This is a genomic window from Streptomyces sp. NBC_01410 (genome assembly GCF_045040195.1).
Lineage (GTDB): Bacteria > Actinomycetota > Actinomycetes > Streptomycetales > Streptomycetaceae > Streptomyces.
On record NZ_CP109530.1, the window covers coordinates 4,721,488 to 4,735,066 of the forward strand.

Genomic DNA, 13,579 nt, shown 5'->3' on the forward strand with positions numbered 1-13,579 from the left:
TCCGGGACCCCGGCGAAGGAGAAGGCCACGATGCAGGGCAACGGCAGCAGTTCCGCTGTCACCCGCAACACCCTGCGGCAACAGATCGCGGACGCGCTGCGCGACGAGGTCCTGGCCGGACGTCTGCAGCCCGGGCAGGAGTTCACCGTCAAGCAGATCGCCGAGCAGTACGGCGTCTCCGCCACGCCCGTCCGCGAGGCCCTCGTCGATCTCTCGGCCCAGGGCCTGCTCGACTCCGACCAGCACCGGGGCTTCAAGGTCCACGAGTTCTCGGTCGAGGACTACCGCGGCATGGTCGAGGCGCGCGCACTCGTCGTGGACGGTGTCCTTCACCATGCGCAGAAGCGCGGCATCACCGCAGTGCCCGGCAAGGCGCTGGTGTCCGTACGCCGCCGGGCCGAGGAGGCCGCCCGTGCGGCCCGCGCCGGGGACCTGGACATCCTCATCGGCTACGACCTGCGTTTCTGGCGCGAGCTCTGCGCGCTCGTCGCCAACCGCTACATCTGTGACTTCCTGCACCGGCTGCGCGTCCAGACCTGGGTGTTCGCCGTCCCGTATCTGCGCGGTCTGCGCAGCGGCGAGGAGCTGCGGCAGTGGCTGTGGAGCGGCCACGAGGAGCTGGTGGAAGCCGTCACGGCCGGCGACGCCGAAGGCGTGCGCGCGGCTGTCGACGCATACGACGAGCATGCGCTCGCCTGGGCGGATCGGCTGGAGCAGTGAGCGTGGATCTGAGCGTCGTCGTCCCGGCGTACAACGAGGAGGGGCGGCTGCGTCCGACCCTGGACGCGATCTGCGCCCATCTGCGTGCGGAGCCCGGCCGCTGGGGCGACTGGGAGCTGATCGTCGTCGACGACGGCTCCACCGATGCCACCGCCCGGATAGCCAAGGAGGCCGCGGCCGATGAGCCGCGCATCCAGCTCGTCAGCGGCGACGGCAACCGCGGCAAGGGCAGTGCCCTGCGCCTGGGCGTGCTCGCCTCGTACGGCCGGCGCGTCCTGATCACGGACGCCGACCTCGCGACTCCCATCGAGGAACTGGACCGTCTCGACAAGCAACTCGCGGCCGAGGACAGCGCGGCGGCGATCGGCTCGCGCGCGCACCCCGACTCGCACATCGAGGTGCACCAGCGCCCGCTGCGCGAATGGATGGGCCGGATGGGAAACCGCCTCATACGGGCCGTCGCCGTGCCCGGCATCCATGACACCCAGTGCGGCTTCAAGCTTTTCGACGGTGACAAGGCGCGTGCCGCCTTCGCCGACTCGCGGCTCGACGGGTGGGGGATCGACGTCGAGATACTGCGCTTCTTCCGGCGCGCGGGCTGGCCGGTGACGGAGGTTCCGGTGCGCTGGTCGCACCAGGAAGGCTCCAAGGTCAGACCGCTGGACTACGGCAGGGTGCTGCTGGAGCTGCTCAGACTGCGCGCCCGTGCCGTACGCCGTGTCGACCCGGCCGTCGTCGGGCTCTTCGTCCTCGCGTCCGTACTGCTCTACAAGAATCTGTGGGCGGACCTCGACCGGGGCTATCTCGCCGACTCGGGGCAGGACCAGAACCAGTGGGAGTGGTTCTTCGCGGTCACCGCCGACAATGTCGCGCATCTGCGAAATCCCCTCTTCACCACCCTCCAGGGGTTTCCGGACGGCGTGAACCTGATGGCGAACACCGTCATGTTCGGGCTGTCCGTCCCCCTCGCCCCCGTCACGCTGCTGTTCGGCCCGACCGTCACCTGGGCGCTGGTGCTCACGCTCGGGCTCGCGGCGACCGCGAGCGCCTGGTACTGGCTGATCGCCCGCCGGTTGGCGACCAACCGGTGGGCGGCCGCGCTCGGCGCGGCCTTCGCCGCCTTCGCGCCGCCGATGATCTCGCACGGCAACGCGCACCCCAACTTCCTTGTGCTGTTTATGATTCCGGTGATCATCGACCGGGCGCTGCGGCTGTGCGAGGGGCGCAATGTCGTACGTGACGGGGTGCTGCTGGGCCTGTTCGCGACGTATCAGATCTTCCTCGGCGAGGAGCCGCTGCTGCTCGCCGCGGTGGGCATGCTGCTCTTCGCGCTCTCGTACGCGCTCGTGCGCCGCGATGTGGCGCAGGCGGCCCGGCGGCCGCTGCTGCGCGGGCTCGCCGTCGCGGCCGCGGTCTGTCTGCCGCTGATCGCCTTCCCGCTGGGCTGGCAGTTCTTCGGCCCGCAGAGCTACAAGAGCGTGCTGCACGGCGACAACGCGGGCAACAGCCCACTGGCTTTCCTGGAGTTCGCGGGCCGTTCGCTCGCGGGCTCCGACGAGGGCGCCGACCCGCTCGCGCTGAACCGCACCGAGCAGAACGCCTTCTACGGCTGGCCGCTGATCGCGCTCGCGGCGGCGATCGTGGTGCGGCTGTGGCGGCTCGCACTGGTCAAGGCGCTTGCCTTTACGGGTATGGCGGCGGCGTTCCTCTCGCTCGGGCCGGAGTTCCGCATCCCGTACACGGACATCGTGCTCACCGGCCCGTGGCGTGCGCTGGCCCATCAGCCGCTCTTCGAGTCGGTCATCGAGTCGCGGGTGGCGCTGATCTGCGCCCCGGTGCTGGGCGTTCTGATCGCGCTCGCCGCCGACCGGCTCGTGGTGACGAGGGACCGGGTCAACCAGGTGGTGGGCCTCGCGGCGGTGGCGGCGGCGCTGCTGCCTGTGCTGCCGACGCCGTATCCCGTGCGGGAGCGCTCGCAGGTCCCGGAGTTCATCACGCAGGGCATGTACCGCTCGTACCTCGGCGAGGGCGAGTCGGTCGTCACGGTGCCGCTGCCCAATCCCGGCAGCGCGGAGGCCCTGCACTGGCAGTCGGCGACCGGCCTCGGTTTCCGGGTCGCGGGCGGCTATTTCAACGGGCCGTGGGGGCCGGACCGCATCGGCATCTACGGCGCGACTCCCCGGCACACCTCCAACCTCCTCAACGAGGTGCGCAACAGCGGGCGCGTGCCCACCATCGGGCCGAACTGGCAGGCGCAGGCGCGCTTCGACCTGGCGGCGTGGAGGGCGGGACTGGTGGTGCTGGAGCCGCAGTACAACGACGCGGCCCTGTATGCGACCGTGGAGAAACTGCTCGGGCGACCGGGGAAGCGGGTGGGCGGCGTGTGGGTATGGGATGTGCGGGACCCGAAGGACTCGGTTCGGACAGACAGCTGACCGGCACCCTTCGCCGAACGTGTCCCTGCCACTACGCTGTCCCGTCCGTGCCCGACCCTGTTCCCGATCTTGTGCCTGATCCTTCGACCGACCCCTTGCCCGCCCCTTTGCCCGACCTTGTGCCCGACCCTGTGCCCGACACCCTGGAGAGCGAGCCTTCCCTTGGCCTGTGACCTGTGGCTGGTCCCCCTCGTCGACGTGCTGTGCCACAGCCCCGACAACCCGTTCGCCGAAGAGATCGCCGCCTACGACAAGGCACTGACCGACGCCGGACTGCCGACCGTGCCCGTCTTCGCGTACATGCCCGGCCTGTCCGGCGATGTGGCGCCGGTCGCGGGCTTCGACTACGACGCGCTGCACTTCCTGCGGCGCGCCTACCTGCTGCAGCTGTGCGGGCTCGCGGGGACCCCGGTGGACGAACTGGGCGGTGACTACGAGCAGTTGCTGGAGATGTTCGAGGCGACGGCGCAGCAGTCGCATCTGGTCTGGCACTACGACCACGCCGGGGCGTACGTTCCCGTCGACTTCACCTCGCCGCTGTTCAACGACGAACTGCTCGCCGGGGGCGGTCCGCTCGGATCCACGCAGGGGCTGCTGCGGGAGCTGGAGTTCGTCGCACCGTCGATCGGCATCGACCCGGCGAACCCGCCCGAGGCACCGCGGCCGCCGGACCGGCCGACGTCGCTGGAGGAACCGGCCGGGCCGATTCCGTACGACGAGAGCCCTTTCGCGCGGGAACGGCACGTGTGGCTCGGTCTGCACGCGGCGGCGACGCGCAGCCTCGGCCAGGGCTCAATGATCATTTTCAGCTGACGCACATCCTGCGCACATCCCCTGAACGCGCGTCCTTAAGCTCCGGGACATGTCCGCCCGGTAGGACCGGTGCATGTCACAGACGAGTACCCCGGCGACGGGGGAGATCGCGGACGAAGCGCTCCCCCGGCCCACGCGCTTCGCGGACGTCAAGGGCTGGTTCTGGCCCGTGGACCAGCTGCTCTTCGACTGGTTCCTGTCCTATCAGCGGGACACGGATCCGGACGGGAGAGGGGATCTGCTCGAGCTCGGCGCGTACCTGGGCAAGAGCGCGATCTTCACGGCCGACTATCTGCGGGAGGGAGAGGAGTTCACGGTCTGCGACCTGTGGGACTCGCCGGCACCGGACGACTCCAACAGCGCGGAGATGGACCGGTCGTACTCGACGCTGACGAGGCGGGCGTTCGAGGCCAACTATCTGTCGTTCCACGACGAACTGCCCACGATGGTGCAGGCGCCGACCTCCGTGATCACCTCGCGGGTGAGCGCGGGGAGCTGCCGCTTCGTGCATGTCGACGCGTCGCATCTGTACGAGCACGTGCACGGCGACATCGAGGCGGCGAAGACGCTCCTGCAGCCGGAGGGCATCGTGTCCTTCGACGACTTCCGCGCGGAACACTGCCCCGGGGTCTCGGCCGCGGTGTGGGGCGCGGTGGCCACGTCGGGCCTGAAGCCGATCGTGATCACGGGCACGAAGCTGTACGGCACGTGGGGCGACCCGGCACCGGCGCGCGAGGCGCTGCTGACGTGGCTGGAGTCGCGTACGGACCTGTGGCACGGGGTGGAGGAGGTGGCGGGCCTGCCGCTGATCCGCATCAAGGGCAACAAGGCGGAGGTGCCGCCGCACCCGAAGTCCCGCCACACGCCGGCCCCGAAGCCCGAGCCGGTCGCACCCGCGCCCGTGCCCGCCGTCGCGGCTGCCGCGGCCCCACGCCGCCGCCCGTCGCGCGCCCGCCGCCTGGCGAAGGACCTGCTGCCCCCGATCGTGACGAGGGCGATCACGTCCCGCCGTTAGCTCGTACCCCCTGGCCCCCTGGCCCCCTGGCCCCCGGGGCGGCGGAAGCCGAGCCGCTGTGCGGCACGAGACCGCCGCTTCCCGGGGTCCGGGGGCTCCGCCGGACGAAGCCCGGTGGATTGGCGCGCGGGGTCCGGGGCGAGCCCCGGCGTCCGGGCTCAGCGCGGGGCCCGGGGGCAGCCCCAAGCCCGTGAACGGGGCCGCAGGCGGCCCCGCCTCAGCGCGGTGCCTCCGGCGGTCGCTGTCGCGGCATGTTCGGCCGCGCCCCCGGCGGCAACGGCACCCGACCCGACGGGTGCCCCTCCACCCCCCGCCCCGGCGCCGCCCCCGTCGACTGCATCACCAGCGGCGCCGGGCCCGAGCCGAACTCCACCATCCAGTCCGCCGTCTCAGCCCGCACCAGCTCCGCGACATCCTCCGTGAACCGCCGCAGTACCCCCAGGCACCTCTCCGTCGCCTCGCTCGCCGTGCCCTCCGCCGGGCCCAGCACTTCGCGTACGCACTCCGACGCCCAGTCGAACTGCAGCCCCAGCAGCTTGCGCTGCACCGCCTGCGCCGTGGCGACGTTCCTTATCCAGCCCGACGTCAGCCCGAAGTACCGGTCGCACGCCAGGCAGGCCGCGCCCAGCAGCAGCGACAGATACCCCCACCTCGACGTCCCGTCCCGTACGCCTGTCACCTCCAGGAGGGGGAGCACGGCCCCGGCGATCACGCCCAGAGCCGTGCCGATGCGCAGCGCCCGCGCCGCCCGGCGTTTCCACAGGCGGTCCACCAGATACCACTGAGCCGTGCGCAGCGCGCCCGCCTCGACCCACCGGTACAGCTCGTCGAGGCGCTCCGCCGGTTCTCCCCAGTCGCCGAGCGGAAACGGCCTCCCGGCCAGGTCGCGGCGCGGCGCCTCGCCGCGATCGCCCCGGGCCGGCCCCCCGGGCTGCATGTCCGGCTGGCTCACCGGTGCACTCCTCTACGACGTGGAACGAGGTGGAACGAGGTGGAACGACGTAACACTGCGTGTACATACGGTGCGCGCGTGCGTTCTGATGCTCATGCCCTTCCTACCGCCGAATGGTGGGCTGTGCGCCAGAAATAGCGGTATTTCCGCCCACAAGAGGTCCTTGATCAGCTAAGGGTGTGCGCGCCCACTCACTCGAAAGAGTTGGTCACCGCAGGGTGGGGCGAGCCGCCCGGCGAACACGTAGGCTCGGCTTACCGAATATTCGTCGACGAAATGCCAGGAGTGACCGTGATTCCCGGTGGTGGCCAGCCCAATATGCAGCAGCTCCTCCAGCAGGCCCAGAAGATGCAGCAGGATCTCGCGCAGGCCCAGGAAGAGCTGGCACAGACCGAGGTCGACGGTCAGGCGGGCGGCGGCCTGGTGCGAGCCACTGTCACCGGCTCCGGCGAGCTGCGCGGCCTCGTCATCGACCCCAAGGCCGTCGACCCCGACGACACCGAGACTCTCGCGGATCTGGTCGTAGCCGCCGTCCAGGCCGCGAACGAGAACGCGCAGCAGCTTCAGCAGGAGAAGCTCGGCCCGCTCGCCCAGGGTCTGGGCGGCATGCCGGGCCTGCCCTTCTAAGGCGCAGGCGCACCAACTACCGTAAGCACCACAGCACTCCACGAGAGGCGTTCCGTTGTACGAAGGCGTGGTTCAGGACCTCATCGACGAACTGGGCAGGCTGCCCGGCGTCGGTCCCAAGAGCGCGCAGCGGATCGCCTTCCACATCCTCCAGGCCGAGCCGACCGACGTACGCCGGCTCGCCCACACGCTGCTCGAGGTGAAGGACAAGGTCCGTTTCTGTGCGGTGTGCGGCAATGTCGCGCAGCAGGAACAGTGCAACATCTGCCGTGACCCGCGCCGTGACCACTCGGTCATCTGCGTGGTGGAGGAGCCGAAGGACGTCGTCGCGATCGAGCGGACCCGGGAGTTCCGGGGCCGCTATCACGTGCTCGGCGGGGCCATCAGCCCCATCGAGGGCGTCGGCCCCGACGACCTGCGGATCCGTGAGCTGCTGGCCCGCCTCGCGGACGGCACGATCACGGAGCTGATCATCGCCACGGATCCCAATCTCGAGGGCGAAGCCACCGCCACGTACCTGGCGCGCATGATCAAGCCGATGGGCCTGAGGGTCACAAGACTGGCCAGCGGTCTGCCCGTGGGGGGAGACTTGGAATACGCCGACGAGGTCACGCTGGGGCGTGCCTTCGAGGGGAGACGACTTCTCGATGTCTGACGCCAATCTGCACGCCGTCAATCAGGACCCGGACAGTTTCGCGGTCCAGATCGCCGACTCGATCGAGTCCTTCATCGTCGCGACCACGGAAGTCGCGAAGGGCGACGAGCCGGACAGCGCGGTGCCCTTCCTGCTGCTGGAGGTCTCCCAACTCCTGCTGACGGGCGGCCGGCTGGGCGCGCACGAGGACATCATTCCGGACGAGCGGTACGAACCGGACACCGGCCCCGACGTGGACGTCGACGACCTGCGCGAGCGCTTCGCCGTGCTGCTCGACCCGGTCGACGTCTTCTCCGAGGTCTTCGACCCGTACGAGCCGCGCAAGGCCCCGGTCGCCTCCCGGATCTCCGACAACCTCGCGGACATCGTCACCGACCTGCGCCACGGCCTGGCCCACTACCGGGCGGGCCGCACGAGCGAGGCGCTGTGGTGGTGGCAGTTCTCGTACTTCTCCAACTGGGGCCCGACCGCCTCCGCGACACTGCGGGCGCTGCAGTCGCTGGTCGCCCACGTCAGGCTGGACCAGCCGCTGGAGGAGCTGGACGGCCTGGACACGGACGAGGACCTCGCCGAGGACGCGCTGGCCGAGGAGGCCGGCAAGGTGATGGCACAGGAGATCGCGGGCCCACTGGGCCTGCGCACGGCCACCTGAGCGCTCTCCGCGGTGGCCGGGGAGCGGCCTCTCCGCACGATCCCGGGGTGTGACCCGGCCCACACCTCGCGTAGCGCGCATCAGGCGGGGCAGGAGTCGGTCCGAGCGGCCGTGCCCCTTCCTGATGATCACGTGGTGAGCGGGACATCTCACGATGTGACAGCACCGGGTCGGAGTCCGGCCGCTCGTTAGACTGAGCCGACCGCAGTAGTGCGGAACGAAACGGATTGAGCGAGGAGCGCACGTGGGCCTTGTCGTGCAGAAGTACGGAGGCTCCTCCGTTGCCGATGCCGAAGGCATCAAGCGCGTCGCCAAGCGAATCGTCGATGCCAAGAAGAACGGCCACCAGGTGGTCGTCGTGGTATCCGCGATGGGCGACACGACGGACGAGCTGATCGATCTCGCAGAGCAGGTATCCCCGATCCCTGCCGGGCGTGAATTCGACATGCTGCTGACCGCAGGAGAGCGGATCTCCATGGCCCTGCTGGCGATGGCGATCAAAAACCTGGGCCACGAGGCCCAGTCGTTCACCGGCAGCCAGGCAGGCGTCATCACCGACTCCGTCCACAACAAAGCGCGCATCATCGATGTGACGCCGGGCCGGATCCGTACGGCGCTGGACGAGGGCAACATCGCCATCGTCGCGGGCTTCCAGGGTGTGTCCCAGGACAAGAAGGACATCACCACCCTCGGCCGCGGCGGGTCGGACACCACCGCCGTCGCCCTGGCCGCCGCCCTCGACGCCGAGGTCTGTGAGATCTACACCGACGTCGACGGCGTCTTCACCGCCGACCCCCGGGTCGTGAAGAAGGCGAAGAAGATCGACTGGATCGCCTTCGAGGACATGCTGGAGCTCGCCGCCTCCGGCTCCAAGGTGCTGCTGCACCGCTGCGTGGAGTACGCACGCCGATACAACATTCCGATCCATGTCCGCTCGTCCTTCTCGGGGCTGCGCGGCACCTGGGTCAGCAACGAGCCGCAAGGGGACCAGCAGGTGGAGCACGCCATCATCTCCGGAGTCGCCCACGACGTCTCCGAGGCCAAGGTCACGGTCGTCGGAGTGCCGGACAAGCCGGGCGAGGCCGCGGCCATCTTCCGTACGATCGCCGATGCCGAGATCAACATCGACATGGTCGTGCAGAACGTCTCGGCGGCCACCACCGCCCTGACGGACATCTCTTTCACCCTCCCCAAGACGGACGGCCGCAAGGCCATCGACGCCCTGGAGAAGGCGAAGGCCGGGATCGGCTTCGAATCGCTGCGCTACGACGACCAGATCGGCAAGATCTCGCTCGTCGGCGCGGGCATGAAGACCAACCCCGGCGTCACCGCCTCCTTCTTCGAGGCGCTCTCCGACGCGGGCGTGAACATCGAGCTGATCTCCACCTCGGAGATCCGTATCTCGGTGGTCACGCGCGCCGACGACGTCAACGAGGCCGTGCGCGCCGTGCACACCGCCTTCGGTCTCGACTCCGACTCCGACGAGGCGGTCGTCTACGGAGGCACCGGGCGATGACCCGCAAGCCGACGCTCGCGGTCGTCGGAGCGACCGGAGCCGTCGGCTCGGTGATGCTCCAGATCCTTTCGCAGCACGCGGATGTCTGGGGCGACATACGGCTGGTCGCCTCTCCGCGCTCGGCCGGCCGCAAGCTGGCCGTGCGCGGCGAGGAGACCGAGGTCGTCGCGCTCTGCGAAGAGGCCCTGACGGGCGTCGACGTCGCGCTCTTCCTCGTACCGGACGCGGTGTCCGCGCAGTGGGCGCCGATCGCAGCGGCCAACGGTGCGGTCGTCGTGGACAATTCGGGCGCCTTCCGGCTGGATCCGGATGTGCCACTGGTCGTCCCCGAGGTCAATCCGCATGCCGTACGGGTCCGCCCGCGCGGCATTGTCGCGAGTCCGCACGACACCACGCTCGCGATGGTTCCGGCGGTGGGCGCGCTGCACGCCGAGTTCGGGCTGCGCGAACTGGTCGTCTCCTCCTACCAGGCCGTCAGCGGCGCGGGACGTGACGCCGTCGCGGCGCTGCGCGCCCAGCTGTCGCTCGTGGCCGGTACGGAGCTGGGTGCCAGGCCCGGAGACGTACGCAGGGCCGTGGGCGACGAGCTCGGGCCCTTCGCGGCACCGCTGGCGCTGAACGTGGTGCCGTGGTCCGGGACCCTCCAGGAGGGCGGCTGGTCCTCGGAGGAGCTGGGGCTGCGGGCCGAGACGCGCAAGATCCTCGATATGCCGGGGCTGCGGGTGGCGGCGACGTTCGTCCGCGTACCGGTGCTCACCACCCACTCGCTCGCCGTGCACGCGCGCTTCGAGAGCGAGGTCACCGTGGAGCGGGCGCACGAGATCCTGGCGACCTCGCCCGCAGTGGTGCTCTACGACAATCCGGCGGCCGGGGACTTTCCCACACCCGCCGATGTGGTGGGGACCGATCCGACGTGGGTGGGGCGGGTGCGGCGGGCTCCGGACGACCCCTGTGCGCTGGACCTCTTCGTCTGCGGCGACAATCTGCGTAAGGGTGCCGCGCTCAACTCCGCGCAGATCGCGGAGGCTGTCGCGGCGGAGATCGGGCCTGCGCTCGCCTCCGGCTGATCCTTCTCGCTCGTCTCCGCCTGCTCCGTCCGCCTTCTCTGTCCGTCTTCCTTGTCCGCTTGCGGCTTATTCGGGGCGGCAGAAGCGGAATGCTTTGTAGGATCTGTGAACGCCCTGTGATCAAGTCGAAGGTCTGTACCACTTGAACTGGGGTGCAAAGATGTTCGACGATGCGCTTCCCCCTTCCTGCAACCGGCAGTTGGGCGGGAAGCGTCTTTGTGGTTGCCCCTTCACGATGCCGTGAAGAAAAGGGGCATTGGGGAAGAGCGGGTACGCATGGGCGCATTTGGTTCACCGTCAAAAACGGTGGCGTACGCGTACAACCCTGACGGGGGGAAGCGTGTCCAACAGGCGTGGCAGAGGTTCTCGACATCACCAGGGTGGTCCCGGTCCGCGGCGCCGCAGTGCGTCCGCTCCGCAGACCCCGCCCGTCCGGCGGCATGCCGGTGATCGCCCCCATGCCCGCGCCCCGCACCACCCGCATCTCGTCCCAGCGCGAGGGCGCTGAGGACGTCATGGCCGCGGGTACCACTGTCGATCACCTCACCGAGACCTACCGCGCCCACTACCGGTCGCTGCTCGGTCTCGCGGCCCTGCTTCTCGACGACACGGCCTCCTGCGAGGACGTCGTCCAGGAAGCGTTCATACGCGTCCACTCGGCGCGCAACCGGGTGCGGGACCCGGAGAAGACGCTGGCGTATCTGCGCCAGACCGTGGTCAATCTGTCGCGGTCGGCCCTGCGCCGCCGCATCCTCGGGCTGAAGCTGCTCTCCAAGCCGATGCCGGACATGGCGAGCGCCGAGGAAGGCGCGTACGACCAACTGGAGCGGGACGCGCTGATCAAGGCGATGCGCGGACTCCAGCGCCGCCAGCGCGAGGTGCTGGTGCTGAGGTACTTCGCCGACATGACAGAGGCTCAGGTCGCCGAGACGCTGGGGATCTCCCTGGGCTCGGTGAAGGCGTACGGCTCGCGTGGCATCGCGGCGCTGCGCGTCGCCATGGAGGCCACGGCATGAGCGGGCACAGGCACAGGTTTGAGCGGTACGGGCCGGACGGGCCGTTTGACGACCGGACTGGGAACGGAATTGTGAACAACGGGCCGGAAAATGAGCTGGGTGGCCTCGGAGGCCTCGGCGGGGACGAAGTCGCCCTGCGGCGGCTGCTGCAAGGGGCCGTGCAGGACCTCGAGCCCTCCGACGGAGCCCTTGACCACCTGCGAAGGGCGGTACCCGCGCGGCGCGCCCGCAAAAGGCAGGCGCTGGTCGGTGCGGCGGCCGCGGTGATGCTGATCGGCACCGCCGTCCCCGCCTTCGTGCATGTGGCGAACTCCAGCGGCAGCGACAGCGCCAACCCCGTCAACGCCGGACACGGCGAACAGGCGCAGGGCGGCACCGGGTCCGAGACCGGCGCCGAGGACGGCGAGGCGGGAACGAACAGCCCCTCCGCCGGCGGCCGGGGCACCGGGCAGAACCAGGGCGGAGCGACCCAGACGCCGGGACAGCAGCCCTCCGGCGCCAAGGACGGCGCGGTGGGCGGCGTCGTCAACCCGTCCGTCAGCGCGCCCGCGAGCTCCCCGGTCTGCGAGGCCGGCCAGCTCGGCGTCACCGCGGCACAGGCGGCGCCGGACGCCGAAGGCAAGGTGTACGGCACCTTCCGCGTCACCAACGTCTCCAAGGCCGACTGCGCGGTCAGCGGCGACGGCACGGTCGGCTTCAAGGCGCTGGGCGCGGCCGACGCCGCCAAGATCACCGTCGTCGAACACACGGCGGGCGACGCGGCCACCGGACTGCCGGACCCCTCGCTGGAGGCGGGCTCGCTGCTGCTGAAGCCGGACACGGCGTACGAGGTGAAGTTCGCCTGGGTCCCGAAGGACAGCTGCCCGACCACCGGAGGTTCGCCCGAGCCCACGCCGTCGGACGGCGGCTCGTCGGGCACGAGCACCGGTACGGGTACGGGCACGACCTCGGAGAACAACCAGCCCCAGCTCGTCCCCGCGGAGGGCGGCGGCACGGCGGACGGCAGCGTCGCGGTGAGCCACACCACGGCGGTGGGCGCGCCGAGCGCGGAGACGACGATCCCCAACGCGTGCTCGGGCACGGTCTACCGCACGGGTGTGCTGAGCGGTCAGTGACCGGCGGGTCCGGCGCCTGCGCGGGCTCAACCGCCATCCGTAACCGGGGCAAGCTCCAGACCCCGTATGCGACCTTCGGCCGCATGTCCTCAACGCCGGACGGGCTGAATGCGCGGGGCAGGGGCGGCCGGTGCCGCGGCCCTGTTTATACCGGCTCCGGCTCCAGGCCCAGCGCGCGGTCCCGCTCCGCCTCCGCCTCGCGGCGCAGCAGCCGGAACCACATGAAGAGCACGAATCCCGCGAAGACGAACCACTCCCCGGTGTAGCCGAGGTTCTGGAACGCCTTCAGGTCCAGCCCGCTGCCCTCAGGCACGGACGCCGGGACCGGCTTCAGCCCGCTGTCCGCCTCCGTGAGGGTGACCCACGCGTCGTACACGTCGTCCGGCACGAGGTTCACCAGCGATGCCGCACTGATCATCCCCAGATGCCCGCTCGGCAGCCCGCCCGCCGCGTGCACCCCGTCGGTGCCCGCGGTCTCGGAGGCCTGCAGGGCGCCGGCCACGGTGACCCGGCCCGCCGGTGCCGCGGGGGCGGGCGCGCCCTGCCGCAGCCAGCCGCGGACCACCGGCAGGGTCCTGCCGCCGTCGGTCTTGAGCAGCGTCAGCACATACGAGCCGCGCTCACCGTCCAACTCCCGGTCCGGCACCAGGAACTGCGTGCCGTACCGCCCGTCGGCCGTCACCTGACGCCCTGACGTCTCCTGGTCGACGGGCAGCAGCTCGTCGAGAGGCGCGGCCTTCTGCTCATCCGGCGTGGGCTTCTGCTTGGCCTGCTGATGCGTGTGGACGCGGTCCTCGAACTTGCCGAGCTGCCACGAGCCCATGAAGACACAGAAGGGGATCGCCAGCGCGACGAAGATATTGATCCCCCACCAGCGGGGCGTCAGCAGGAACCGGTACACACCCCCACGGTACGGAACGTGCCGACCGTCCCTCGGCCCGCCCCCCGTTCCCGCCCCTCGGCTCGCTTCCCCCGTTCCCGGAGTCCGCTCCCCGT

13 protein-coding genes are annotated in these 13,579 nt (G+C 70.3%); 11 read left to right on the plus strand and 2 right to left on the minus strand.

Annotated elements, in window-relative coordinates; all coding sequences use genetic code 11:
* Positions 1 to 30 precede the first annotated feature (30 nt).
* From OG741_RS21675 to OG741_RS21690, 4 genes are all read left to right on the plus strand, one after another.
* Positions 31 to 720: a GntR family transcriptional regulator gene (locus tag OG741_RS21675; protein ID WP_405605701.1), complete on the plus strand. Its 690-nt coding sequence runs from the start codon at positions 31 to 33 to the stop codon at positions 718 to 720.
* A complete protein-coding gene (locus OG741_RS21680; protein ID WP_405600310.1) occupies positions 717 to 3,155 on the plus strand; it encodes a glycosyltransferase in 2,439 nt (812 codons plus the stop codon). The genes OG741_RS21675 and OG741_RS21680 overlap by 4 nt, the downstream gene beginning before the upstream one ends.
* A 162-nt stretch (positions 3,156 to 3,317) precedes the next feature.
* Positions 3,318 to 3,968 carry a hypothetical protein gene (locus OG741_RS21685; RefSeq protein WP_405600311.1) on the plus strand — a complete coding sequence of 217 codons (651 nt, stop codon included), beginning with the start codon at positions 3,318 to 3,320 and terminating at the stop codon, positions 3,966 to 3,968.
* Between the two features lie 73 nt (positions 3,969 to 4,041).
* Positions 4,042 to 4,983: a class I SAM-dependent methyltransferase gene (locus OG741_RS21690; protein WP_405600313.1), complete on the plus strand. Its 942-nt coding sequence runs from the start codon at positions 4,042 to 4,044 to the stop codon at positions 4,981 to 4,983.
* A gap of 217 nt (positions 4,984 to 5,200) precedes the next feature.
* Here the strand turns inward: OG741_RS21690 and OG741_RS21695 are convergent, their stop codons facing one another.
* Entirely contained in the window at positions 5,201 to 5,935 is a 735-nt protein-coding gene (locus OG741_RS21695) for an SLATT domain-containing protein (protein ID WP_405600315.1), read from the minus strand.
* Between the two features lie 291 nt (positions 5,936 to 6,226).
* On the opposite strand from OG741_RS21695, the gene OG741_RS21700 reads away from it, so the two are divergent.
* From OG741_RS21700 to OG741_RS21730, 7 genes are all read left to right on the plus strand, one after another.
* Positions 6,227 to 6,562 carry a YbaB/EbfC family nucleoid-associated protein gene (locus tag OG741_RS21700; protein WP_405600317.1) on the plus strand — a complete coding sequence of 112 codons (336 nt, stop codon included), beginning with the start codon at positions 6,227 to 6,229 and terminating at the stop codon, positions 6,560 to 6,562.
* A gap of 55 nt (positions 6,563 to 6,617) precedes the next feature.
* Positions 6,618 to 7,217, plus strand: a complete 600-nt coding sequence (recR, locus tag OG741_RS21705; protein WP_405600319.1) for a recombination mediator RecR — start codon at positions 6,618 to 6,620, stop codon at positions 7,215 to 7,217.
* Entirely contained in the window at positions 7,210 to 7,869 is a 660-nt protein-coding gene (locus OG741_RS21710; protein ID WP_142214507.1) for a DUF5063 domain-containing protein, read from the plus strand. Before recR ends, OG741_RS21710 begins: the two co-directional genes overlap by 8 nt.
* 244 nt (positions 7,870 to 8,113) lie before the next feature.
* Positions 8,114 to 9,385, plus strand: a complete 1,272-nt coding sequence (locus tag OG741_RS21715; RefSeq protein ID WP_266479957.1) for an aspartate kinase — start codon at positions 8,114 to 8,116, stop codon at positions 9,383 to 9,385.
* Positions 9,382 to 10,452, plus strand: coding sequence for an aspartate-semialdehyde dehydrogenase (locus tag OG741_RS21720; protein WP_405600323.1), 1,071 nt, complete (start codon positions 9,382 to 9,384; stop codon positions 10,450 to 10,452). The genes OG741_RS21715 and OG741_RS21720 overlap by 4 nt, the downstream gene beginning before the upstream one ends.
* A gap of 353 nt (positions 10,453 to 10,805) precedes the next feature.
* Positions 10,806 to 11,468: a SigE family RNA polymerase sigma factor gene (locus OG741_RS21725; protein ID WP_266479952.1), complete on the plus strand. Its 663-nt coding sequence runs from the start codon at positions 10,806 to 10,808 to the stop codon at positions 11,466 to 11,468.
* 71 nt (positions 11,469 to 11,539) lie between these two features.
* Positions 11,540 to 12,583, plus strand: a complete 1,044-nt coding sequence (locus OG741_RS21730; protein WP_405600325.1) for a hypothetical protein — start codon at positions 11,540 to 11,542, stop codon at positions 12,581 to 12,583.
* A gap of 145 nt (positions 12,584 to 12,728) precedes the next feature.
* On the opposite strand, the gene OG741_RS21735 is transcribed toward OG741_RS21730, so the two are convergent.
* Positions 12,729 to 13,484 (minus strand): SURF1 family protein, encoded by a 756-nt coding sequence (locus OG741_RS21735; protein WP_405600327.1) that lies wholly within the window; start codon positions 13,482 to 13,484, stop codon positions 12,729 to 12,731.
* Between the last annotated feature and the right edge of the window lie 95 nt (positions 13,485 to 13,579).